We start from the raw sequence: 24,019 nt of genomic DNA on the forward strand, positions 1-24,019 counted from the left end.
TACGAAAGCGGAATCTTTTAATTTATTGGAACATGGGAGCAAGAGAATGCTAATACTAACTCGTCGAGTAGGTGAAACCCTAATGATTGGTGACGAAGTAACTGTCACTGTACTAGGTGTTAAAGGAAATCAGGTACGTATCGGTGTTAATGCACCTAAAGACGTTTCAGTTCATCGTGAAGAAATTTACATGCGTATTCAAGCTGAAAAGTCTAACCCTAGTCCGGGTAATGTTTAATTAATTTATTTAACATAAAAGAGCCGCTATTTAGCGGCTCTTTTTTTTATGTAATCGATAGCTTCATCACTGAGGACGCTGTTAGATATATACTGCATGCCTTTTTTATTTTTTAGTAAAATACCACGAGGTGTAAAAATAACATCATCAATTTGCTGCCATGTAATTTGATAGCTTTTATGCGGGTTTTCGCTACTAAAACCATCCTTATCAATTGTTAATGTGGCTTTTGAACCTGATGCACGGCTCAGCATTTGACGTGTTACCCACCATGGCCTGCGATAGTAAAAGGCAATGCACTCAACAACGGCCGCCATAATCATAAAGTTACCAAGATAATGTTGCTCTAAGGCATAAATAGAAATAAATCCTAAACTGATCAAAAGTACTAAAAAGGCATATTTAGGCTTGGCTTGTGTACTGTAGGGAAGTGACTCATCGAAACATTCATAAAAGTAAGGCTTATCAAGTGTGTAGCTAGTATTAAATTGCATAATTAGGCTATAAATTTTAACTGTTAATGTATTTTAACAAGACTATACCCGAATCACCTCAAGATTCGAGTTTCAGTTGGAATTAAAAGCGATTTAGGCAAGGCATTGATTGCAAATAATAGTGGTTCTATTGTTAAAATCGATAACGCAGTATAAATCGCTTTTAAGCCAACCCATTGGGCGCTTCACAGAAACTTACTCTCATCGTTGTTCCTTCTTAAAAGGGATAGCCATTATTGCAAAGTAACGCCTTGATATTAAGCCCCTGTGAAACGCTGAATTCTGCATCTTGAGGTGGTTTGGGTATAATAGAAAAAGCCGTTTCTTTTAATTATGTTTATAAAGTGGTTAACTGAAACATAGCTTTAGCCTTTTGGAATGAATATGTTTCTAATGTTAACTTTACTGCAGGTATTATCTAACAGCCCAGACTTGGTGAGCGAACCGCTAAACTCTGCAACCGATACTGATTTTTTAGTTATTGCTGATATGCCTTACACTTCAGTGGATAAGGTGAGCCTGAACAAAAACGGTATTTTAGCCAAAAAAATACTGCAGACACCCCATTCATTTCTGATGCATCTAGGCGATATAAAAGCAGGGTCAGAGCCTTGTACAAATGAGCTTCTAATGAGTAATAAAAAGCTACTCAGAGGGCTGACAAATAAGCCATTTATATATACCCCAGGCGATAATGAGTGGACTGACTGTGACCGTAATAGTTTAACCCCTCGTTTTGATGAACTTGAACGTTTAGCATTTATTAAACGCCTTATGTACACGCTGGACTACCTAAAACAAGCAAGTAGGTTAGCAAAATATAAAACACAGCAGGCCATGGTCGAGAATGCACGTTGGCAAATAGCAGGGGTTGAATTTATTACCTTACATATCGCAGGGACTCATAACGGCCGTCGGCAAGTATTAAAAACAGATAAAGCGTTGGCGAATCAGGCTGCTCAGCAACGGGATGAATTAAACCTCGAGTGGTTGTCGCGCGCAGACCCATTAGTGAAAGCATATGTTATTGGATTTCAAGCCGATATTTATACTCATGGTACGGCGCAACCAGCCTGCAGCAAAACGGTTGTGAAACAGTGTGATGGATTTAAAGTGTACCGAGAAGCACTTGCTGCGTTTGCACAGTCCGTTGCCAAGCCCGTATTGGTAATACATGGTGACACAGGGCCTTTTTGCCAGCAGAAGTTAAGTAAATACTTAACTCGATTGAATGCGCCAGGAGACTACTTGTTTAATGATATCGCAAGGGTTTCAATTGATTTAACTGCACAAAAACAGCCTTGGAAAATAAGCAGTCTAAAATCAGCAAAAGCATTAACGCAGATATGTCATTAAGCGTTTTTGGTATGGCTCTATTGTTGAGCCATACCTGCATCAGTTATTAAGTTTTCAAGTTCATCATGTAGCTCAAAGAGTTCAGGTTCAATATAACTTAAATCACAATCACCTTTTAAAGCGGTTTCAAGTCCTTCAGCAAGCTTCTTAAGCTTTGGAACACCTGTATAGCAACATGCGCCATGGAACTTATGAATAATACTGAGTACGTGCTCACAGTCTTGATTATGAATAGCCTCATCGAGTAAGCGTAATGTTTCTGGAACACTAAGTAAGAGCATGTTTAACATTTCTAAAGCGAGTTCGTGCTTTCCTCCGGCTCGTTGCAGCGCGAGAGTCCAATCAAGTGAATTGCTGGTGAAGGGAGGCTCTGACACAATATGCTCTTGGCGGTTTTTATCCCGTATAATTGGTGATTTAGGGCTATATTCGCTAATGCTCTGTTTTAGCATATCTTCATCGATAGGTTTGGTTAAATAACCTTTAAAGCCATCTTTTATTAGCTGCTCTTTCTCACCTGCAAGGGCATGTGCCGTTACGGCAATGATTGGCGTATCTTCGTTAAGAGATGATTCGCGAATAAGTTTACAGGCCGTGATGCCATCCATAATCGGCATTTGGATATCCATAAATATTATATCGTATTTATGACTTTTGCTCAGGCTGTATGCTTGCGAGCCATTGTGAGCTGTATCGATGAGCTCTATTTTTTCTTCTAGTAATGTGTAAATTAACTTTAAATTGGCGTCGTTATCATCTACAACCAGCACCTTTAATGGTAAAAGCTTGTCGTCACTTTGTTCAATATTGTGTACGGGGTGATCAAGGCGATAAGGAGCCGCTAGCACTTCACACAGTTTGCGATGATTAAGAGGTTTACTTAAACACGCATCTGCACCGCTACCTATGTAAGATTCACGCATGCTATGCGATACAGTATTTAACATCAGGTATAAGTAATCGGTGGATTCACGCGCCGCTTTTATATAGCTTTTTAAACGCTGCATTTCATCGACTGCGGCAACATGGCCAATGATACAAATATCGTAATTAAAATCTTTTTTGATTTCGTCGAAAAAGCTTTCTTCATCAAAGCAGCCGGTTACTTGAGTTTGCCAATCTTTTAATAAAGATGAGACTGCATAATGAGTGTGTTCATGTGGCTCTAGGTACAATATGCGCTTATTGGCAAGCGATTTACTTGGTAAGTCATTTGTAACATTATGGCTAGGAAGGCTAAATACACCATTAAACGTGAAACACGTACCATGCCCGGGTGCTGAGTTAAGAGTAATACGTCCACCCATGGCTTCAACAATGTGTTTTGTAATAATCAGGCCAAGTCCTGTTCCTCCAAATTTACGGGTAATACTTGAATCTGCCTGCCCAAATGGTGTGAACAGTGCATCTTGTTTGTCCATTGGGATACCAACACCAGTATCAGTCACTGACACGAGAATTGAAGTGCGCTCTTCGTCTAAAAGGCGATGGCCAACATCAATTTTGATGGCACCTTTTTCAGTAAACTTAATTGCGTTGCTTATGAGGTTAATAAGTACTTGCTTAAAGCGAGTTGGATCGCCAGTAATATTGTCAGGGACTTGTGAATTTATATAAATGGAAAGTTCTAGTTGTTTCTCGTCGGCACTTGGTGCAAGTAATGTAAGTACTTCATTGATGTTGTCGCGTAACTGAAATTGGATTGACTCCAGCTCCATAGCACCCGCTTCAAGCTTAGAAAAGTCTAAAATATCACTAATGATTGTCATCAAACTATTGGCGGAGAGTTCAATAGTATCGAGGTAGTCTTTTTGGTGTTTATTTAAAGGCGTTTTATGTAGTTGCCGTGTAAATCCAATAACACCATTGAGTGGAGTGCGTAATTCATGGCTCATTTTTGCTAAAAAGTCTGACTTTACACGGTTAGCGTCCTGAGCATCTGTTTTCGCAATATTAAGTTGAATATTTTGTGTTTCATACATTTCTAACGATTCGCGCAAATCACTGGTGGCTTGGTCAATGTGCTTTTGCATTTCGTCTCTTTGCACCACCATGGTATCAGAAATGGTGTTTAAGCCTAGGCGAAGTTGCTCAAATTCACCCATCATTGGTGTGTTTAGGCCAGTATCTCGTTTGCCTTCGATTAACCTGTCACTGGCAATAACTAGCTTATTAAGTGGTGTTATGAACATCCTACTTAAACGAATCGCCAAAATAGCGGCAAGCAATAGTGCAAATATAATTACAATTCCGCTGATTAACAGTGCTCTTTGTTGTCCGATAATTGCCGGGTCTTTATTAAGTTGAACAACAATTGTGCCTAAAGTAGTTTGAAACGCTGAATCACTCCAGCGAGCCTCGGGCGTTGAGAGGTTGACAATGGGTGTGTAAAATAGGATGAATCCATCGCTTTCTTGCTGTTTCGTTTTATTATCAGCTCGTAATTGAGACTCATCTATTTGCTCATCAAAGTCGCTGTGGTAATTGCTGGTCAGAATGAGTTGTTTGTTTGCGTCAAAAATTGCAATGGTTTTTATCGCTGGCGAGTGTTTATTGTGAGCATGACTAATTAGTCGATTAAGTTGCTGTTTATTTTTTGCTAGTAAAGGCTGCTCTATTGCAATCGATAATGGCTCCGAAATCATTGAGCCTTGCTGATATAATATTTTATCAAGCTCAAAGTAACGATTTATTGTAAAATAGCCACCAAGTAGTAGTCCAATTAGAACTGTGGGAATTAATGTCAGCGCTAAAACTGAGTCGCGCAAACCAAGTTTAGTCATAAGTTAATGTAGTTATCATTATTAGTTAACTAAGAGTATATACTTATAGGCGAGTAATCAATCTTGCCGATACAATCAATATTTAAGGTGTTGCCCGATGGCACAGTTTTTCCAAGTAAAAAAAAAGACCCTCTCAGGGCAGCCTGTTTCATTAACCATCACTGGCATGGACCATCAAGGGCGAGGCATTGCTAAGTATAATAATAAAGTATGCTTTGTTAGTGGCGCTTTGAGCAACGAAGTCGTAAAGGCAAAATTGACAGAGGATAAATCTCGCCACTGCGCAGCAAAAACAATCAAAGTGGAGCATCAAAGTGATGCCAGAGTTGCCCCTTTTTGTGAGCATTACGAGCAATGTGGAGGGTGTCAATTACAGCATTTGCGGTTGGATCAGCAACTGGTTGAGAAACAGGTTGCAGTAAGTCAGCTGTTCGCTAAGTTTGCAAAACTAGAAAATATGGCATGGCAGCCGCCATTATTAAGTGAGCCAAAGCATTACCGCCGTAGTGCGCGCTTAGCCGTAATGTACGACAAAAACGCAAAAAAAATGCGTGTAGGTTATAGAGCAAAGGGCTCTAAACAAATTATTAGTGTCAATAAATGCCCCGTTCTAAGCCACGTTTATGATGATGTCTTCAGCTTCTTTGACACCTTACTGAATAAATATAATGAGCTTCGTAGCGTTAGTCACATTCAATTATGCCAAGCAGATGAGCAAAATTTTGTCATTTTGCGCCATACTAAAATGATAAAGGAACCACTAAAACAAATAATAATTGAACTTGGTGCGAGCTTGCAGTGGCAAATTATTTTTCAAGACCAAAGTGATGTAATTGAGCATGACCATCTAGCAATGCCATTTTATCAACTACCTGAACAGCATTTAAAATTTGAATTTGGCTTAGGTAATTTTATTCAAGTTAATGCTAAAGTTAACCAAGCTATGTTAACTCAAGCTGTTGACTGGCTTGATTTAAATGGGGACGAACAAATACTTGATCTGTTCTGCGGGATTGGTAATTTCTCCTTGGTGGTGGCTAAATGTGCAAAAAATGTAATTGGTGTTGAAGGAGTGTCATCGGCGGTTGCAATGGCTCGTCAAAATGCGCAAACTAACCAAATAGCGAATGCGCAATTTCATTGCTTTGATTTAACTAAATCAATAGAGCAAGCACCTTGGTTTAGTAAAGCATTAGATGTTTTATTATTAGACCCTTCTCGAACTGGTGCTATGGCTATTTTGGAACAACTGCCGCTTAAGCAATTTAAAACGATTTTATACGTCTCTTGCGACCCTGTTACTTTAGCCCGTGACAGTGCAATTATCTCGCAAGCGGGGTTTTCACTTGAAAAAATAGGGCTAATGAATATGTTTCCCCACACAGGGCATATTGAAACAATGGCATTATTTCAAAGGAGATAGAGCGCAACATGGTAGCTACACGGCAATCACATCAGCAGGATAAGTCAGCAGATTTTAAAACGCGACTTGAATTACTCGCGTTAACCAAAGATAAGCGCGAGTTACTGATCAAAGCCAACTCTTTATGCGCGGCTCTTCCTGATCAACACCAACAGATGATGGCCATGGAAATGGTTGAAATATTGGTGGAAATGAATCTGGACTCTGAAACGTTAGCAACGGCTTACATTACTCCCTATTTTCTAGACGATTTAGTGTGCATTGAAAAAGTAACAGAGGTAATGGGTAGTCATGTTGGCGTGTTGCTTACGGGTGTTTCGCAAATGGCGACGATTAGTACCTTAGCTCACCAAGGCAATGGCACCGTGCAAGTCGATAATATTCGCCGCATGTTATTAGCCATGGTTGAGGATGTGCGTGCAGTAGTGATTAAGCTTGCCGAACAGGTATGTCATCTACGCGAGCTAAAAAATGCCAATGAAGAAGAGCGTGTGATAGCAGCTAAAGAAACTGCCGATATCTTTGCCCCGCTAGCTAATCGTTTGGGGATAGGCCAATTAAAGTGGGAGCTAGAAGACCTTTCTTTTCGTTACCTGCACCCCGACTTGTATAAAAGTATTGCTAAGCAATTAGACGATAAGCGCCTTGGCCGTGAGGCGTATATGGCTGATATGGTTGAACAAGTAAAAACAAAGCTTGCTGAAGTTGGTATTAAAGCCGAGGTTTATGGTCGACCAAAACACATTTACAGCATCTACAAAAAAATGGCGCAAAAAAATTACGAATTCGATCAACTTTTTGATATTCGTGCCATGCGGATTGTGGTTGATGAGCTACAAGATTGCTATGGCGCACTCGGTATTGTGCATACTAATTGGCGGCATCTAAACAAAGAGTTTGACGATTACGTAGCCACACCAAAACAAAATGGCTATCAGTCTATTCATACGGTGGTGTTTGGCCCGGAGGGAAAAACCGTTGAAATCCAAATTCGTACTCATGCAATGCATCAAGATGCAGAGCTGGGTGTTGCCGCTCACTGGATGTATAAAGAAGGTGCGCTCCCTAGCCGTGGTTCAGGTTATGAGCAAAAAATTAGTTGGTTACGTAAACTACTGCAATGGCAAGAAGAAGTGGTTGATGGCAGTGATCTAGCGGATGAACTGAAAAACCAAGTGGTAGAAGACCGCGTTTATATCTTTACCCCGCGCGGTGATATTTTTGACTTACCACTGGGAGCAACACCACTGGATTTTGCTTACTACATTCATTCAAATGTAGGTCACCGCTGCATTGGTGCTAAAGTATTTGGCAAAATTGTGCCGTTTACTCATCAATTGAGTACGGGCGATCAAGTAGAAATTCTCACCCAAAAGCAACCCAACCCGAGTCGTGATTGGTTAAACCCCGCATTGGGTTATATTAAATCATCACGAGCGCGCGCAAAGATCCATCATTGGTTTAAGCAACTCGATCGTGATAAAAATCTAAGCGCAGGTAAAGAGATCATAGACACAGCACTGCAAAAGTTAGAGCTTACCTATAAAGAGCTCGAGCCTGCAATCGCGCGCTATAATTTTAAAGAGCTGGATGACTTATTAGTTGCGATTGGTGCCGGTGATGTACGATTAAATCAATTACTCAATTCAATTACTGACCGCACAGACGAAGAGCCTGTTATCCGCTTTAAAAATCCGACTAAAATGAGCGGTGATAAAAACGGCATTGTGGTTGATGGTGTGGGCAGTTTAATGAGCCATGTAGCTAAATGTTGTCGCCCAGTTCCTGGTGAGCAAATTATTGGCTATATCACACAAGGCCGGGGTATTGCCGTACATCGAGATGATTGTGACTCATTTACAAATTTAAAAAATAAGCACCCAGAACGCGTAATAGCAGTTAGTTGGTCAGATGAAATTAATGGTTCATACGCGTTAAGTATTAAAATTGAAGCCACAGATCGCGCAGGGTTAATTCGTGATATTAGTTCAGTGCTTGCTAATGAAAAAGTAAACGTGTTGAACATGAATATGGAAACACTCGAAGACAGGCAACTGGCTAAATTTACAATGCAAGTTGAGGTACACGACTTGTCTAGTACCAATCGTTTGCTTTCAAAGTTGGATCAGATTGAAGGCGTTCACCAAGCAAAGCGAAGCCACTAGAGGGGTTTATGGAAAAGCAAAACTCATTATCTGAATTATTAGCAATTATGGCTAAGCTGCGCGATCCACAAAGCGGATGTCCTTGGGACTTAAAGCAAGATTTTAACTCGATCGTGCCGCATACGTTAGAAGAAGCGTATGAAGTGGCCGATTGTATTGAGCGTGGTGATTACACAGAGCTAAAAGCAGAGTTAGGCGATTTACTTTTTCAGGTTGTTTTCTATGCGCAATTGGCAAAGGAACAAGCCCTATTTGATTTTGAAGATGTTGTAAGTGTTTTAAATAACAAACTTATCAGACGCCACCCTCATGTGTTTGCAGATCAGCATGCGTTAACTGACACCCAAGTTGCGCAGCAGTGGCAGCAAATTAAAGCACAAGAACGCAAAGATAAAAACACGGGTGAAACCACTTCGCTGTGGCAAGATATACCTGTTAACTTACCAGCATTAAGTAAAGCAAAAAAGATTCAGCAACGTGTCGCTGGGCTAGGTTTTGACTGGCCCACTTATCATGGTGCGCTGGATAAAGTGGCTGAGGAAGTTGATGAAGTAAAAGAAGCACTCGCGGTTGACCCTTACTCAGAGCATACTGCTGAAGAGGTGGGCGATTTGTTATTTGCGACCGTTAATGTTGCACGTCATATAAAACGTGATCCTGAACAGTTATTACGCAGCGCAAATGATAAATTTTCATCAAGATTTCAAAAGGTGCAGGCTTATTTACAGGCTAAAGGACAGTCGCTTGACACCGCAAGCCTTGAAGAAATGGATGCTGCGTGGGAGGCGATTAAAAAGCAGCCTTAGATAGTGAGCGTTTTGGAGTGTGTTTTTTGTGCAGAGAATTGCTAACTTTCACTGGATTGATAGAGAGGCTTTTGCTATAATTTCGCCCCGTCTTGAACATATTCCAAAATCACTTGTTTGGGTATTATATTCCTTTTAATTCCTGATATTCTAGGGTTCGCATGAGTACAAAATTTATCTTCGTTACCGGCGGGGTTGTTTCTTCGTTGGGTAAAGGTATTGCAGCAGCATCATTGGCAGCTATTTTAGAGGCCCGTGGTCTTAATGTTACCATTCTAAAGCTGGATCCTTACATCAACGTTGACCCAGGCACAATGAGCCCAATTCAACACGGTGAAGTATTTGTCACCGAAGACGGTGCAGAAACAGACCTTGACTTAGGTCACTATGAGCGTTTTATTCGCACCAAAATGACAAGCCGTAACAACTTCACACAAGGCCGTGTATATGAAGATGTACTGCGTCGTGAGCGTCGTGGTGAATACCTTGGTGCAACTATTCAGGTAATTCCACACATTACTAACGATATTAAGCAACGTGTTTATGACGGTGCTGAAGGCCATGATGTGGCAATCGTTGAAATTGGTGGCACGGTAGGTGATATTGAGTCACAACCATTTTTAGAAGCAATTCGTCAGTTAGGCACGGAAATTGGCCGTGAGCGCGCATTGTTTATTCACTTAACGCTAGTGCCATTCTTAGGCCCTGCAGGTGAAGTGAAAACCAAACCAACGCAACACTCTGTTAAAGAGCTACGCTCAATTGGTATTCAGCCAGATATCCTTATCTGTCGTTCTGATCGTAAATTGCCAAATAATGAGCGTGCCAAAATTGCACTTTTCACTAATGTTGAAGAGAAAGCAGTTATCTCATTACCAGATGTAGACAGCATTTATAAAATTCCAGCACTATTAAAGTCTCAAGAGCTTGATCACTTTGTATGTCGTCGTTTCCACCTAGAAGCGCCTGAAGCTGATTTGGTTGAATGGGAACAAGTATTATACCAAGAGTCTAACCCTACGGGCGAAGTAACAATTGGTATGGTAGGTAAATACATTGAATTACCAGATGCATACAAGTCAGTTAACGAAGCACTTAAACATGCAGGTCTAAAAAACCGTTTAACCGTTAATATTGAATATGTTGATTCACAAGATCTTGAAAGCAAAGGTACAGAACGACTTGCTCACTTAGACGCGATTTTAGTACCGGGCGGTTTTGGTGGCCGAGGTGTTGAAGGTAAAATTTTAGCGGCAAAATATGCCCGTGAGAATAAAGTACCTTACCTAGGTATTTGTTTAGGCATGCAAGTAGCCTTAATTGAATATGCACGTAATGTTGCAGGTCTTTTAGATGCTAATTCAACAGAATTTAATGCGAAGTCTTCAGCGCCTGTAGTAGGCCTAATTACTGAGTGGTTAGATGCAGATGGTAACGTAGAAGTACGCGATGAAGCATCTGATTTAGGTGGCACAATGCGTTTAGGCGCTCAAAAATGCCACTTAACGCCGGGTTCAAAGGTACGTGAAGTATACGGCAGTGATGAGATTGTTGAACGTCATCGTCACCGTTACGAAGTAAATAACAACTTTGTAGAAAAGCTTGAGCAAGCTGGCTTGAGCTTCACTGGCTTATCTGAAGATAAGAAGCTAGTTGAAATTATCGAAAACAAAGATCACCCTTGGTTTATTGCCGCGCAATTCCACCCGGAATTCACGTCAACACCACGTGATGGTCACCCGCTATTTGAAGGGTTTGTTGCAGCTGCACACACTCATCAAAAAGCGTCATCGTAATGTGAATAAGCCGTGCTCTATGCACGGCTTATTTGTTTTTAAAGCGGCGGTATTAAGGAAAATTAATAAAGCCGGCAAACTCACCATTTTGGGAAAAGAGGAATCGAGATGTCAAATATCGTAAAAGTGATTGGTCGCGAAATTATGGATTCGCGTGGTAACCCAACTGTAGAAGCTGATGTTCATTTAGCTGATGGTTCTTGGGGACGCGCTGCAGCACCTTCAGGTGCATCAACAGGTACTCGCGAAGCACTTGAATTACGTGATGGTGATAAAGCACGTTACTTAGGTAAAGGTGTTTTAAAAGCGGTTGGTTTTATCAATAATGAAATCTCTGCTGCTTTAGAAGGTCAAAACGCATTAGAACAACAGACTGTTGACCAAGTAATGCTAGATTTAGACGGCACTGAAAATAAAGAAAAATTAGGTGCTAATGCAATTCTAGCCGTATCACTTGCTACAGCAAAAGCTGCTGCTCAATCTAAAAAAGTAGAGCTTTATGAGCACATTGCTGATCTAAACGGCACGCCTGGTGTGTACTCTATGCCATTACCAATGATGAACATCATCAATGGTGGTGAGCATGCTGACAACTCAGTAGATATTCAAGAATTTATGGTTCAACCTGTTGGCGCGGCTAACTTCCGTGAAGCACTACGCATGGGTGCTGAAGTATTCCACAGCCTTGCAAAAGTACTTAAATCAGAAGGTCACTCAACCTCTGTAGGTGACGAAGGTGGTTTTGCACCTAACCTTGCTTCAAATGAAGCCGCCCTTGCTGCGATTAAAGTCGCTGTAGCAAACGCAGGTTACGAGCTAGGTAAAGACATTACATTAGCCTTAGACTGTGCTGCCTCTGAGTTCTACGACAAAGAAGCAAATATCTATGACCTGAAAGGCGAAGGTAAAAAATTCACATCAGAAGAATTTAACCACTTCTTAAAAGATCTTACTGAGCAATACCCAATTGTATCAATCGAAGATGGTCTAGATGAGTCTGATTGGGACGGCTTTGCACACCAAACACAATTAATTGGTGACAAAGTTCAGTTAGTTGGTGATGACTTGTTCGTTACAAACACTAAAATCTTAAAGCGTGGTATTGATAACGGTATTGCTAACTCTATTTTAATCAAATTTAACCAAATTGGTTCACTAACTGAAACGTTAGCAGCAATCAAAATGGCTAAAGATGCTGGCTTTACAGTGGTTATCTCTCATCGTTCTGGTGAAACAGAAGACGCCACTATCGCTGATTTAGCAGTAGGTACCGCAGCGGGTCAAATTAAAACGGGTTCACTGAGCCGTTCTGACCGTGTTGCTAAGTACAACCAATTGCTTCGCATTGAAGAGCAATTAGGCGCTAAAGCACCGTACAACGGCCTTAAAGAAGTTAAAGGTCAGTAATGCTTTAGCATCTGATTTAAACTTTTAAAAAATCCTCGCGCATGCGGGGATTTTTTTGATCAATAGCGATATATATTTTATACGATGCTAGTACCTTTTTTAAATTATGAATAAAACACTGCATAATACCAACCCGCAATAATACTTAATCATTTTGCGGGGCTAGACGTGCCGCTACCTGCGTTAAAAAATTCTCATTAAAACAGAAAAGTAGCGATTTTTTGCCTTGCTAAAAACACGTTTTTCTAACCTCAAAATAGACCACTTAATTAATCGTATTGGTATAACCAGATTTCTGGTTAAGAGATGTATTGATTTTTAAAAATAAATTCCATCCTAATTTGCAAGAATAAGGTTATATATTAAGGCAGTTATCTTTTTTGTTAATGAAGGTGAATAGGTAGTTGTTAGCTATACGTTTTTTATGTAAATTACACGCTGGATTAAGCTAAGCTGAATGCGAAGCTTGCGGTATGTAATTAGGAAAATTAGAATGAAAAAATTAATAATGACTTTTTTAGCTGTGCTATTAGTAGGTTGTGGCACAACGCCGCAGCCCACAGTTAAGTTAGAGGCAAACCACTTTAATAATAAAGAGAGAAAGGTTGGTTTATATTTTCAGCGAGGCGAAAAAGCGACAACACATATATACGGCGCGAGTTGTTTATTATGTTATGGCGTAGCTTCTGCTTTAACTAGCTCTTTGGATAAGCATTTAGAAAGCCTACCAACTGACGATATTGAGCAGTTAAAAAGTGTTATTGAGGAAGGTTTTAAGCAAAGGTCGAATTATGTACTTGCGCTTGATGATGAAAAGTTAATCGATAAATTACCAAAATTTAAGGGAGAGCTTGGCTTTGCTAAAAAGGATTTTCGTGGTTTGAAAGAGAAGCATGGCATCGATGTATTAGTTGTTGCTAATTTTCATAGTTTTGGTGCATACCGAAGTTTTAGTAGCTACGTACCGAATGGTGATCCTCAAGGGTACTTAAAGGGCTTAGTATATACAGTCGATTTAGATACGAATAAGTATCTTCAATATCAAAGCGTAGATGAGAAAATACAACCTGAAGGTGTGTGGGATGAGCCCGATCAATTCCCAGGCGTAACGACGTCATACTACCAAGCAATCGAAAATGTAAAAACATTGATTCGTAATAATATTTAATTCTCCTTATACCGTGGCTATTGCCACGGTTATATAGGTTTTGTAAAAGGGAGTAATTATGAAAACTATTTTGCCATTAGTGTTGGGTTTATTTTTGCTTGGGTGTAATTCTACCCCTTTGAGAGACGATTACACTCAATATGTAAATGCACAAGATACAGCAATAAAATCAGAGGATTTTAGATTTACGTTTGTAAATAGCCAAGAATTTGATATCAGAGGTGTATACATTAAAGACAGCTCAATAGAGGGGTCTAATGTAATGTATTCTGGGGCCGCGGGAATTGCAGGGATGATGGCGCAAATAGCTGCTCATGCAGCAGCTTCATCAGCTTTGCAAGATGGTAAGTTAGCGCAACAACAACTTAAAGCTAATGAGGCTGTTGCAGAATTTATTACTCTTACAAATGGGTTTAAAAATGAAGATTTTATCGGTGAACATGAGCCATATTATAGCGATAAACTTAACCATAACACACTATATATAAAGCCTATCTTTTTTATTAATGAGAATATGAATCAAGTTGCGGTGAAGGCTCAAGTGTGGATTAACGATAAAAAGACTAAAAGTCGTAAGCCTTTATTCAAGTATAGAAACTTAATAAGTATCACCTCTAAAATTATTACTAAAGAGGAGCGTGATAGTATCTTTGCCGGTGGCGCTGAAGAACTTCAAAGTAAGTTTGCATATTTACTTGGTGGTGTTATTGAGTTAGCGAAGTCAGAGCTCGCTTTTGAATTTAAAAGTAATAAACAGAAAATCGCTTCTCATGTAATTAACATTAACGGTAAAAATAAACTTATCAGAGCAAAAGTAGTGGAAAGAAATTGTCAATTTACGACATTTAAAAATACTCGAAACTGGCTACTTCGCTACGCAAATGAATCAATTCAAAATGCGCAGCCGTGTGAGTTGGAGGCTAGTTAAGTTATCCTGACTTGTATGTATAATTATAAGCTAAATTGATTTCTTAGTATCTCGCCAGTAAAGTTGGTTTTTAAATAAAAGCCACGGGGCAGGGTTTTTATTAATTTACCATTAGGGCCAATTGCGTCGGTCACGATCCGACTATTGGCTGCTTTAGGGCGTATTTGCATTACATCGCCTAAATGCCCTGATATTTCATCAATGCGACCTAATGCAATTAATTCCATTTGCTCTTCCCAATCACGTTGTAATTGTGCATCTTGCTTGGCACTTGGTTGCCATAGAAAACCGCTACCTATTACTCTATCAAATGGAATAACATCGCGCTCACCTAAGATAGGTAGCCATAAAACATGGTTTAGTTTTTGGCGCACATGACTTTGTTTCCATGTCATTCCTGTAACATTGAGTAAAGGAGTTACAGATACAAACGTGGTTTCAAGGGGTTTACCTTTAAAAGAAATCGGCAGTGTTTTTAGTTCTACCCCCAACTCTTCAAAATCAGGTGTCGGCTTCGAACCGGCCGTTGCACCCAGTACATATTCAATCAGTTGACCTGTCCAACCCTTTTCTCGCAATAAATCATCCGGTGTTTTAAATTGATATTGTTGTGCTAATTGGCCTAATGTCATGCCCGCGATAGTATTTACACGTTGCATTAATTCATTGATTGACTGAGGTTTTACAGCTCGCATAAGGGTATTATTCTATTGTTTTAATTCACATTACATGATAGCAAAATTGATTGTGAGTGGATATCTATGTGTTTGGGTGTTTTTCACCCAAGCCTTGGTGGGTAACTTTTTTACAGCTTTAAAGCTAAATATGATCTACTTAAGTTTATGATTATTATGTTTTTTGTGTTCTTTATCAAATTTTAAAGTAGTACATATCAAACGTTAACTAGGATAAATACAGATATATGAACAATGTTATCCACAGAATCTGTGGAAAAGGCGTTTTATTAGATCGCCTATTGTGGATTTGTTTGCAAAATAACCTGTATAAATTAAAGTTATGCACAAGCTGTGAGTAAGATGAGTAAAATAGCTGAAGTATTATCCATATTTATTAAAAATAACATTGCACTTGAATGTTCGGTTAATAATTGCACTTCATTGACCCTTAAATCTATACCTGTAGTGTGCTTGGTTATAATAGTGTTTGCCGTATTGCAGCTAATGTGGAACAATCATTAAAAATCGACTTACAAATGAGGCACTAAGGTGATTGATGCCGAAGGTTTTCGTGCCAATGTCGGAATTGTAATTTGCAATAATCAGGGACAAGTTTTTTGGGCTCGACGCTATGGTCAGCATTCGTGGCAGTTTCCGCAAGGGGGTGTTGACAGTGGCGAAAGCGCAGAACAAACAATGTACCGTGAATTACACGAAGAAGTAGGCTTGCGCCCAGAAGATGTAGAAATTGTTGCAAGTTCTAAACATTGGTTACGCTATAAATTACCCAAACGTTTAATCCGCCGCGATTCAAGTCCGGTGTGTATTGGGCAAAAACAAAAATGGTTTTTACTGAAACTTCGTTGTAAAGATGAAGAAGTAGACTTACTTAAAACTCATCACCCGGAGTTCGACGATTGGCGCTGGGTAAGTTATTGGTATCCGGTTAGGCAAGTTGTATCGTTTAAACGCGATGTATACCGTCGCGTCATGAAAGAGTTTGCACCATTTGCGATGCCTTTTAATAAGCGTGAACAATCAAAAGATTCATGGCGACACAAAGGTAGATAAGGAAAGCTATGCTGGCAACACTTAGGGCTATTGCAGAGTCTGTTTCGCAACAGGCGTGTTTGGACAGTGCTTTAGCGTGTTTTGTAAACATGGTCAAAGACGCCATGCAAACTGAGTGTTGCTCAATTTACTTTGCAGATTACAGCCAAGACAATTTTGTATTAATGGCAACAGAGGGGTTAAACCCGGTTGCTGTTGGAAAATTTAGAATTGGTTTTACTGAAGGCCTTGTTGGTTTAGTTGCACAGCGAGAAGAGCCCATAAACATTGCCTATGCAAAATCACACCCGCGCTTTAAATCCTCCCCAGAAGTAAACGAAGAAAGCTATAATGCTTTTTTATCGGTACCTGTTGTTCATCAAAAAAAAGTGTTGGGTGTAATCGTTGTTCAGCAAAAAGTTGCGCGTGTATTTAGCCAAGATGAAGAGTCATTTTTAATCACATTATCTGCTCAGCTAGCGTCTCAGCTTGCACATGCAGAAATAAAAGAAGTGTTGCGTCAAGATGAGTCATCCCATCAAACCTCAGTATTAAAAGGTGTGTCGAGCGCCCCAGGGATTGCGATAGGCCAAGCGTTTGTTGTCATCCCGAAACTTGATTTTACGTCTATTGAGCTGAAAAAGGATGCTAATCAGGCACTGCAACAACGTTTGTTTAGCCAAGCTGTTTCAGCAACTCGACACGAATTTAATACCCTATCAATGACACTTAGTGACTCGATACCCAAAGAGGCTTTGGCTGTATTTGATGTATACCAGCAGCTGCTTGATGCAAAGAGCTTAGGACAAAATGTTGAAACGCAATTGCAACAAGGTTGGTGTGCTAAAAGCTCACTTAAAATTGTAATTGAAAAATTAATTGCACAGTTCAATGCAATGCAAGACCCCTACATTAAAGAGCGTGCAGTTGATGTAAAAGATATTGGTTTACGAGTGCTTCACCACTTGGTCAAGACCGAACATGCAGTCAAGCCTTATCCAAAAGACACCGTTCTCATTGCAAATACTGTAACACCCGCCATGTTAGCGGAAGTGCCAAAGGGGCACTTAGTGGGTGTAGTTAGTGTGAATGGCTCAGCAAACAGCCATGCCTCAATTTTGACTCGGGCTATGGGGATCCCAGCAATTTGGGGTATAGAAGACCTACCTTTACTGCAATTCGATGGTAAAAAAATGATATTAGACGCTTACTCTGGGCGTCTATATATTTCTCCCTCGCAAATCTTGCAAGATGAATATCTACAACTGAAATACCAAGAAACAATCCTCAATGATAAGTTTATTGCTGAGCAAGCTTGCGAAGCTGTTACCTTAGATGGGCAGCAAATTAGTTTGTTACTCAATGCAGGTTTGGACCTTAATACCGAAAGTGTCAGCACAGTACTTTGCGATGGTGTAGGTTTATACCGTACAGAAGCATGGTTTATGCAAAAAGGTCAATTTCCTTCACAGGTAGATCAAGAAAACTGGTATCGACAGGTATTGGAAAGTTATCATCCTGCGCCAGTTGTAATGCGCACGTTGGACATTGGTGGTGATAAGGTTTTAGATTACTTTGATATTACAGAAGACAACCCATTTTTAGGTTGGCGAGGGATTCGCGTCACGCTAGATCATCCAGAATTATTTTTAGATCAATTAAAGGCGATGATTAAAGCAAATATGGGCCTGGGCAATCTAAAAATTATGCTACCGATGATCAGCGGTACAGAAGAAGTAGATGAATCATTGGCTTTACTATCGCAAGCGTATTTTGAACTGGAAGAGCAACTGCCAAATAAAGTGATTGAACGCCCGCAAGTTGGTGTAATGTTAGAGGTGCCTTCAAGCATATTTATGCTGGCGGAATGGTCTAAGAAAGTTGATTTTTGTTCAGTGGGCAGTAACGACTTAACGCAATACTTGTTAGCAGTTGACCGTTCAAATGCGCGAGTCGCAGATTTATTTAACCCATATCATCCTGGTGTTTTACGTGTGCTACAAAAAGTCGCTCAAGAATGCCAACACTACGACTTATCTTTAAGTTTATGTGGCGAGCTTGGCGGCGACCCAGAAGGCGCAATTTTACTAATTGCGATGGGGTATCGACAACTTAGTATGAATCACTTTTCTATCAGTAAAGTAAAGTGGGTGCTCAGACGCTTAAAAATGAGTGATATGGAAGTATTATTGGCTGAGTGTTTAGCCCAGTCTACTGCAAAACAAGTATTGCGTTTAACACGCAATTTTATGATTGAACACAAACTAGGTAAGCTTTTTTATACCCCAAGCCATGGTTGATAAAACGGTTAATTTAAGCTGTGATCCTAAGATATAATGGATTAGTATATGCATATAACAATTTATTTATAAGAGCGTGCTATGCATGATTTAGTTATATTGATCGCAAGCTGTGCAGTACTAGGTAGTATTGTCGGGTTTTTAGCAGGTTTACTTGGCATAGGCGGTGGCTTGATCATCGTGCCCGTGCTCAGTAGTTTACTGGTAAAGTTTGATGTAGCAGATGCAGAGCACGTGCTTGTTATTGCAATTGCCACTTCTTTGGCCTCAATCTTATTTACGTCGACATCCTCAGCTTTAGCACACCATAAAAATAATAATGTACCGTGGGAAATAGCACCTTGGGTTATGAGCGGTGTTGGGGTAGGCGCTTTGTTAAGTGGCTTTGCAGCGAGTTTTATTCCAGAACAATTATTACGGGCAGTATTTGCAACGAGTGTCGTATTTATTGCTGCTCGTATGGTGCTATCAACACGTAAACAAGCACCCAGTGTTAAAGCGATGCCTAAAGGTCCCGTTATTGGTACTTTTAGCGCGATAATGGGCGGTTTGTCGGGCTTAATTGGTATTGGTGGTGGCGCGTTAATTGTACCCTTGCTGAATTATTTTTCAGTTGATATTAAAAAAGCAATCGGCTGTGCTGCCGCGTGTGGTATTGTTATTGCTTTGTTTGGTTCGGTTGGCTATGTATCTGCTGGCTGGAGGGTGACTGACTTAGCACATGGCTTTGTTGGATTTGTATATTTACCCGCATTGTTAGGGATTGTTATAACCTCTTGGTTTATGGCGCCTATTGGTGCAAAAGCGACTCATTATTTACCCGTTGCAACGATAAAGAAAGCGTTTGCAGTATTATTGGTTATTATCGCACTTCAAATGGTGTTTAGTTAAGGTTTAATTTTTATGGCTCTAGAATTTCCACAAATAGATCCGGTTATATTTTCGGTCGGTCCACTAAGCGTACGTTGGTACGGGTTAATGTATTTAATAGGGTTTGCTTTTGCCATGTGGTGGGCAAATCGCCAAGCAGCTAAACCTAACTCAGGTTGGTCAAAAGACGAAGTCAGCGACTTACTTTTTTATGGCATGCTGGGGGTGATATTAGGTGGGCGCGTAGGGTATGTGCTGTTTTATCAGTTTAGCTATTTTTTAGAAAACCCATTTTATTTATTTAGAATAGATCAAGGCGGCATGTCATTTCATGGCGGTACATTAGGTGTTATCACCGCAATTTGTATTTTCGCATGGACTCGTAAAAAGCAACTTCTCGCTGTAGGTGATTTTGTTGCACCGCTTGTACCGGTAGGCTTATTAGCTGGGCGTATTGGTAACTTTATAAACGGTGAACTGTGGGGACGAACTACTGACGTGCCTTGGGCTGTTGTATTCCCGTCGGGTGGACCACTTGCCCGTCACCCCTCGCAACTTTATGAGGCATTTTTTGAAGGCTTAGTGCTGTTTATTATTTTATATGTATTCACTAAAAAGCCGCGTCCAGCGGGCAGTGTGGGCGGCTTATTTTTATTAGGTTACGGTGTATTCCGTTTTGCCATCGAATACTTTAGAGAGCCAGATGCACATTTAGGCTTGTTTGGCGGTTTTATCTCAATGGGGCAAATTTTATCGTTGCCAATGATCATAGGCGGCTTAGGTTTGATATTATGGGCCTATAACAAGCCACAGCCTGCAACTGCAAAGAAAGCCTAAGAAGAGCAAGTAATGAAACAATATTTAGAATTATGTCAGCGCATTGTTGATGAAGGTGTTTGGGTTGAAAATAAACGTACAGGAACACGTTGTTTAACCGTAATAAATGCAGATCTTGAGTACGATGTAGCTAACAATAAGTTCCCAATGATCACAACCCGCAAAAGCTACTATAAAGCGGCAATTGCTGAGCTGCTAGGTTACCTTCGCGGTTACAGCAGTGCAGCACAGTTTCGTGAAATTGGTTGTATGACGTGGGATGCCAATGCCAATGAAAATCAAGCATGGCTTAATAACCCTAATCGACAAGGTGAAGACGACATGGGGCGCGTCTATGGCGTTCAAGGTCGACATTGGCAACGCCCCGATGGCACACCGTTAGATCAGCTTAAAAAAGTAATTGATAACCTTAAAAATGGAGTGGATGATAGAGGTGAAATTATCACGTTTTACAACCCGGGTGAGTTTGATCTAGGTTGTTTGCGCCCATGTATGCACACTCATACATTTTCACTGTTAGGCGATACGTTATCTTTAACATCGTATCAACGCAGTTGTGATGTACCGCTTGGTTTGAATTTCAATCAAATTCAGTGCTTTGTATTGCTTGCCTTAGTGGCGCAAATTACCGGCCACAAACCGGGTAAGGCATATCATAAAATTGTTAATGCGCATATCTATGAAAACCAACTAGAATTAATGCGTGATGTACAATTAAAGCGTGAGCCATTTGAGTCACCTCAATTGCGTATCAATCCAGAAATTAAAACTTTAGAAGACATTGAAACATGGGTCACACGGGATGATTTTGAAGTCATAGGCTACCAATGCCATGACGCGATTAAATACCCTTTTTCAGTGTAGGACAAATAATACCCATTTAAGGAGAATCAAATGAAAGCTGTTATACCAGTTGCGGGCCTAGGAACTAGAATGTTACCTGCAACCAAAGCAATACCGAAAGAAATGCTGCCAGTTGTAGATCGACCATTAATTCAGTATGTGGTGAGCGAAGCCATTGCTGCGGGTATTAAAGAAATTGTTTTAGTGACTCATTCGAGTAAAAACTCAATTGAAAATCACTTTGATACCAGTTTTGAATTAGAAGCCACGCTTGAAAAGCGTGTAAAGCGGCAATTATTAGCCGAGGTGCAATCGATTTGCCCGAAAGACGTGACAATTATTCAAATACGTCAAGGTGAAGCAAAAGGCTTAGGGCATGCGATTAACTGCGCAGCACCGATTATTGGTGATGAACCGTTTGTGGTTATTTTACCAGATGTAATTATTGACGATCATGAAAGCAACCTTAAAAAAGACAACTTAGCTGAAATGATCACGCACTTTGAGCAAACGGGTGAAAGCCAAATTATGGTTGAGCCAGTGCCTATGCAAGATGTTGATAAGTTTGGTGTCGTCGATTTAGGTGGTGAAAAAATAATACAAGGTCAAAGTGCTGCTATTGCTAACATGGTTGAAAAGCCACCTGTTGAAACTGCACCATCTAACCTTGCGGTAGTTGGGCGCTATGTTTTAAGTAAAAATATTTGGCCGTTATTGGCAAAGACTCCTGCGGGTGCTGGCGATGAAATTCAATTAACTGACGCTATTGCAATGTTGATGGACAAAGAAGCCGTCGCAGCTTACGCCATTAAAGGTCGAAGTCATGATTGTGGTAGCAAGTTAGGTTATTTAAAAGCCACTATTGAATTCGCACTTCGCCGTGATGAGTTCAAAGACGATTTAGGCAAGTTTATTAAAGGCTTAGTAAAATAGGCAATAAACCAGTGAATTATAAAAAAGTGCCTAAATGGCACTTTTTTATTTTATAAACATAACGATTAAACACATAAGCTGGCATTTACTTTGCTTAATTACCGTATTACTTTTTAACTAAAGCGCAAAAAATGCATATTACACTTCGAATTTGGCTTACTTTGATGTTAGCAGTGCTGATGGCTGGCTGCGCCATGAATGAAAGTCACGAGGTTGATGATTCTTCATCACTCATCTCTGATCAGCAAGTTAAAGAATATGTTGTGCAGTGGCAGCAACAACAAGGCAGTATTAATCGACTTGCAAGTATGGAAAATGATCTAAAACTTCTGATTATGGCGTTGTCGTCAAACACTCAATTAGCACAAGGTCCGTCAGAACTTCGTTCAGAGCGGGTGGATGTGCTCCATGGTAATCAGGCCACTCAAACGGATAAAAGTAATGTGTTTGGTGAATCTATATACCAAACAAAGTCGGATTCTCTGGCAGGAGCTCAACTAGGGCTATATTTAAAACCAGAGCTGGTTAAGCTGCAAATTGTTAGATTACACAAACAATACCCTCATGCGTTTAAGCAGCTAGACTTTTTAATGACTGAGCGTGAGAACAAAGGCGTTACCCTGTATGGCTTACGCGTAGGCCCTTTTCAAGACTATACAGAAGCTAATACTTTTTGCTTAATTGCAAAAAGTATGGGACAAAAGTGTTTAAGTGCGCCATTTGTCGGCCAACCTATATGAATAAAGCACGCTTTATCTTTTGTTTCAGTAATTAAGCGTAAAGTATTTGTCCTAACTGTCGATAATAATTATGATAGGGACAACATAGGGTAATGTCCCGTCTTTTATAAGGATTTAGTATGAAATTATCTTCTACTTTACTAGCAGTAGCCGTAGCTGCAAGTTCTTTTGGTGTTTATGCTACAAGCGAGAGCTTTAGTGCAACGGTTAAAGTACAAAATACAGTTGTTTTGACCAAAGGTAATGATTTAGATTTTGGTATTATTCGTGCGGTTGCAGATCCAGCTGGCACTAACCAAGCAACCTTAGTTATTGATCCAGATCCAGATGCAAGTCCTGTATCGTCAAGAACTGATAACTCACCCGCTATTATTTCTATCATAGGGCAAGGTTCACCAGCTTCTTTTACTGTATCAGATGTCGTACCTAATGCTCGCCTAACAATCACAGATCCAACAGCGACAGTACTCGATTCTGATGGCCAGGGTTTAAATGAGCCAAACTTCACTGTTGGCAGTTGGACATATTTTATTACCAGTGGTCCAAATGCTAACACACCTTATACATCAGGAAACCCAAACTTAACAGCTGATGCAGATGGGAGTGTTGAGTTTAATATTGGTGCAACTCTCTCTACCGCTGGGATTGCTTCTAGTGAAGCATACCGCGATACTGATTACACTGGTAACTTCCAGATTGAAGTTGCTTATTAATTTAGGCCGCTGAGTTTATTATGCGCTTTTGCACTATATTGAGCTTGTATTTAGCGTTATGCCCGCTATTAGTTAAATCGGCCAGTATAGAGCAGCAAGCGCTTGATTTTGGCACTTTAGTTGTTTTACAAAGTGAACAGTTCGGCTCTGTAATAATCAAAGATGACGGCACCATAAATACCACCGGTGATATTTATATTATTAGGGAGGGTCATCCAGCAGAGCTTATATTAACGGGTATTCCAACAGGCACCCGTGTAACAATGAATTTAGTCGCGCCTGTTACCCTTCAACACGATACGCAAGGAAGCAGTAGCGCCGATTTTAAAGTGAGTTTAAATGGCTTTCCAAAGTACGGTTTTGGCGATGAATTCGGCGAAGTTCGTGTACTGATTGGTGGCAAGCTTGAAATAAACACAAGCACTAAACAATTTTCAGATGGTAACTACTCATCTTCTACAAATCTTGAAATTTCCGTGGACTACTAAGGAT

At 40.2% G+C, this 24,019-nt stretch carries 21 protein-coding genes; 18 read left to right on the forward strand and 3 right to left on the reverse strand.

What is annotated here, in order from left to right:
* The first annotated feature begins 46 nt into the window (after positions 1-46).
* Entirely contained in the window at positions 47-238 is a 192-nt protein-coding gene (gene csrA, locus ACFI4Z_RS16310) for a carbon storage regulator CsrA (protein WP_099296369.1), read from the forward strand.
* Between the two features lie 26 nt (positions 239-264).
* Here csrA and ACFI4Z_RS16315 read toward each other — a convergent pair whose 3' ends face one another.
* Positions 265-732, reverse strand: a complete 468-nt coding sequence (locus ACFI4Z_RS16315) for a YcxB family protein (RefSeq protein ID WP_462671497.1) — start codon at positions 730-732, stop codon at positions 265-267.
* Between the two features lie 384 nt (positions 733-1,116).
* Here ACFI4Z_RS16315 and ACFI4Z_RS16320 point away from each other — a divergent pair, with 384 nt between their 5' ends.
* Entirely contained in the window at positions 1,117-2,088 is a 972-nt protein-coding gene (locus tag ACFI4Z_RS16320; protein WP_462671498.1) for a hypothetical protein, read from the forward strand.
* A 17-nt stretch (positions 2,089-2,105) separates the two neighbouring features.
* On the opposite strand, the gene barA is transcribed toward ACFI4Z_RS16320, so the two are convergent.
* Positions 2,106-4,871, reverse strand: coding sequence for a two-component sensor histidine kinase BarA (barA, locus tag ACFI4Z_RS16325; protein ID WP_462671499.1), 2,766 nt, complete (start codon positions 4,869-4,871; stop codon positions 2,106-2,108).
* A gap of 97 nt (positions 4,872-4,968) precedes the next feature.
* Between barA and rlmD the strand changes: the two genes are divergently transcribed.
* From rlmD to ACFI4Z_RS16360, 7 genes are all read left to right on the forward strand, one after another.
* Positions 4,969-6,294 carry a 23S rRNA (uracil(1939)-C(5))-methyltransferase RlmD gene (gene rlmD / locus ACFI4Z_RS16330; protein WP_462671500.1) on the forward strand — a complete coding sequence of 442 codons (1,326 nt, stop codon included), beginning with the start codon at positions 4,969-4,971 and terminating at the stop codon, positions 6,292-6,294.
* An 8-nt stretch (positions 6,295-6,302) separates the two neighbouring features.
* On the forward strand, positions 6,303-8,459 hold the full coding sequence (gene relA, locus ACFI4Z_RS16335; RefSeq protein WP_462671501.1) for a GTP diphosphokinase: 2,157 nt from the start codon (positions 6,303-6,305) through the stop codon (positions 8,457-8,459).
* Positions 8,460-8,467: 8 nt separating this feature from the next.
* Positions 8,468-9,265: a nucleoside triphosphate pyrophosphohydrolase gene (gene mazG, locus ACFI4Z_RS16340; protein ID WP_462671502.1), complete on the forward strand. Its 798-nt coding sequence runs from the start codon at positions 8,468-8,470 to the stop codon at positions 9,263-9,265.
* Positions 9,266-9,426: 161 nt separating this feature from the next.
* On the forward strand, positions 9,427-11,061 hold the full coding sequence (locus ACFI4Z_RS16345; RefSeq protein ID WP_099297276.1) for a CTP synthase: 1,635 nt from the start codon (positions 9,427-9,429) through the stop codon (positions 11,059-11,061).
* Positions 11,062-11,169: 108 nt separating this feature from the next.
* Positions 11,170-12,468, forward strand: a complete 1,299-nt coding sequence (gene eno, locus ACFI4Z_RS16350) for a phosphopyruvate hydratase (protein WP_099297274.1) — start codon at positions 11,170-11,172, stop codon at positions 12,466-12,468.
* Positions 12,469-12,961: 493 nt separating this feature from the next.
* On the forward strand, positions 12,962-13,636 hold the full coding sequence (locus ACFI4Z_RS16355) for a hypothetical protein (RefSeq protein ID WP_462671503.1): 675 nt from the start codon (positions 12,962-12,964) through the stop codon (positions 13,634-13,636).
* 58 nt (positions 13,637-13,694) lie between these two features.
* Positions 13,695-14,564 carry a hypothetical protein gene (locus tag ACFI4Z_RS16360; RefSeq protein ID WP_462671504.1) on the forward strand — a complete coding sequence of 290 codons (870 nt, stop codon included), beginning with the start codon at positions 13,695-13,697 and terminating at the stop codon, positions 14,562-14,564.
* A gap of 23 nt (positions 14,565-14,587) precedes the next feature.
* On the opposite strand, the gene mutH is transcribed toward ACFI4Z_RS16360, so the two are convergent.
* Entirely contained in the window at positions 14,588-15,259 is a 672-nt protein-coding gene (gene mutH / locus ACFI4Z_RS16365; RefSeq protein ID WP_462671505.1) for a DNA mismatch repair endonuclease MutH, read from the reverse strand.
* A gap of 531 nt (positions 15,260-15,790) precedes the next feature.
* Between mutH and rppH the strand changes: the two genes are divergently transcribed.
* The 9 genes from rppH to ACFI4Z_RS16410 all read left to right on the forward strand — a co-directional run bounded on the left by rppH (position 15,791) and on the right by ACFI4Z_RS16410 (position 24,015).
* Positions 15,791-16,312 carry an RNA pyrophosphohydrolase gene (gene rppH / locus ACFI4Z_RS16370; protein ID WP_099297272.1) on the forward strand — a complete coding sequence of 174 codons (522 nt, stop codon included), beginning with the start codon at positions 15,791-15,793 and terminating at the stop codon, positions 16,310-16,312.
* Positions 16,313-16,320: 8 nt separating this feature from the next.
* The gene (ptsP, locus tag ACFI4Z_RS16375) at positions 16,321-18,591 is read left to right on the forward strand and encodes a phosphoenolpyruvate--protein phosphotransferase (protein ID WP_462671506.1); all 2,271 of its coding nucleotides are present in this window, start codon (positions 16,321-16,323) and stop codon (positions 18,589-18,591) included.
* Between the two features lie 81 nt (positions 18,592-18,672).
* Complete coding sequence (locus ACFI4Z_RS16380) at positions 18,673-19,482, forward strand: sulfite exporter TauE/SafE family protein (protein ID WP_462671507.1); 810 nt, start codon at positions 18,673-18,675, stop codon at positions 19,480-19,482.
* Between the two features lie 12 nt (positions 19,483-19,494).
* Positions 19,495-20,298 (forward strand): prolipoprotein diacylglyceryl transferase, encoded by an 804-nt coding sequence (lgt, locus tag ACFI4Z_RS16385; RefSeq protein WP_462671508.1) that lies wholly within the window; start codon positions 19,495-19,497, stop codon positions 20,296-20,298.
* Between the two features lie 12 nt (positions 20,299-20,310).
* Entirely contained in the window at positions 20,311-21,162 is an 852-nt protein-coding gene (locus ACFI4Z_RS16390) for a thymidylate synthase (RefSeq protein WP_462671509.1), read from the forward strand.
* Between the two features lie 30 nt (positions 21,163-21,192).
* On the forward strand, positions 21,193-22,074 hold the full coding sequence (galU, locus tag ACFI4Z_RS16395; RefSeq protein ID WP_462671510.1) for a UTP--glucose-1-phosphate uridylyltransferase GalU: 882 nt from the start codon (positions 21,193-21,195) through the stop codon (positions 22,072-22,074).
* A gap of 131 nt (positions 22,075-22,205) precedes the next feature.
* Positions 22,206-22,814, forward strand: a complete 609-nt coding sequence (locus tag ACFI4Z_RS16400) for an SPOR domain-containing protein (RefSeq protein WP_462671511.1) — start codon at positions 22,206-22,208, stop codon at positions 22,812-22,814.
* Between the two features lie 119 nt (positions 22,815-22,933).
* The gene (locus ACFI4Z_RS16405; protein WP_462671512.1) at positions 22,934-23,527 is read left to right on the forward strand and encodes a DUF4402 domain-containing protein; all 594 of its coding nucleotides are present in this window, start codon (positions 22,934-22,936) and stop codon (positions 23,525-23,527) included.
* A gap of 20 nt (positions 23,528-23,547) precedes the next feature.
* Entirely contained in the window at positions 23,548-24,015 is a 468-nt protein-coding gene (locus ACFI4Z_RS16410) for a DUF4402 domain-containing protein (RefSeq protein WP_462671513.1), read from the forward strand.
* Positions 24,016-24,019 lie beyond the last annotated feature (4 nt).

The organism is Pseudoalteromonas sp. RWi3 (assembly GCF_054960735.1).

Excerpts from the sequence above, each read along its gene's own strand:
- relA (WP_462671501.1), top strand. The coding sequence starts at position 6,303 with ATGGTAGCTACACGGCAATCACATCAGCAGGATAAGTCAGCAGATTTT.
- ACFI4Z_RS16380 (WP_462671507.1), top strand. The coding sequence starts at position 18,673 with ATGCATGATTTAGTTATATTGATCGCAAGCTGTGCAGTACTAGGTAGT.
- ACFI4Z_RS16400 (WP_462671511.1), top strand. The coding sequence starts at position 22,206 with ATGCATATTACACTTCGAATTTGGCTTACTTTGATGTTAGCAGTGCTG.
- ptsP (WP_462671506.1), top strand. The coding sequence starts at position 16,321 with ATGCTGGCAACACTTAGGGCTATTGCAGAGTCTGTTTCGCAACAGGCG.
- ACFI4Z_RS16320 (WP_462671498.1), top strand. The coding sequence starts at position 1,117 with ATGTTTCTAATGTTAACTTTACTGCAGGTATTATCTAACAGCCCAGAC.
- galU (WP_462671510.1), top strand. The coding sequence starts at position 21,193 with ATGAAAGCTGTTATACCAGTTGCGGGCCTAGGAACTAGAATGTTACCT.
- eno (WP_099297274.1), top strand. The coding sequence starts at position 11,170 with ATGTCAAATATCGTAAAAGTGATTGGTCGCGAAATTATGGATTCGCGT.
- ACFI4Z_RS16390 (WP_462671509.1), top strand. The coding sequence starts at position 20,311 with ATGAAACAATATTTAGAATTATGTCAGCGCATTGTTGATGAAGGTGTT.
- rlmD (WP_462671500.1), top strand. The coding sequence starts at position 4,969 with ATGGCACAGTTTTTCCAAGTAAAAAAAAAGACCCTCTCAGGGCAGCCT.
- mutH (WP_462671505.1), bottom strand. The coding sequence starts at position 15,259 with ATGCGAGCTGTAAAACCTCAGTCAATCAATGAATTAATGCAACGTGTA.
- ACFI4Z_RS16360 (WP_462671504.1), top strand. The coding sequence starts at position 13,695 with ATGAAAACTATTTTGCCATTAGTGTTGGGTTTATTTTTGCTTGGGTGT.
- ACFI4Z_RS16315 (WP_462671497.1), bottom strand. The coding sequence starts at position 732 with ATGCAATTTAATACTAGCTACACACTTGATAAGCCTTACTTTTATGAA.
- csrA (WP_099296369.1), top strand. The coding sequence starts at position 47 with ATGCTAATACTAACTCGTCGAGTAGGTGAAACCCTAATGATTGGTGAC.
- ACFI4Z_RS16405 (WP_462671512.1), top strand. The coding sequence starts at position 22,934 with ATGAAATTATCTTCTACTTTACTAGCAGTAGCCGTAGCTGCAAGTTCT.
- ACFI4Z_RS16345 (WP_099297276.1), top strand. The coding sequence starts at position 9,427 with ATGAGTACAAAATTTATCTTCGTTACCGGCGGGGTTGTTTCTTCGTTG.
- lgt (WP_462671508.1), top strand. The coding sequence starts at position 19,495 with ATGGCTCTAGAATTTCCACAAATAGATCCGGTTATATTTTCGGTCGGT.
- ACFI4Z_RS16355 (WP_462671503.1), top strand. The coding sequence starts at position 12,962 with ATGAAAAAATTAATAATGACTTTTTTAGCTGTGCTATTAGTAGGTTGT.
- ACFI4Z_RS16410 (WP_462671513.1), top strand. The coding sequence starts at position 23,548 with ATGCGCTTTTGCACTATATTGAGCTTGTATTTAGCGTTATGCCCGCTA.
- mazG (WP_462671502.1), top strand. The coding sequence starts at position 8,468 with ATGGAAAAGCAAAACTCATTATCTGAATTATTAGCAATTATGGCTAAG.
- barA (WP_462671499.1), bottom strand. The coding sequence starts at position 4,871 with ATGACTAAACTTGGTTTGCGCGACTCAGTTTTAGCGCTGACATTAATT.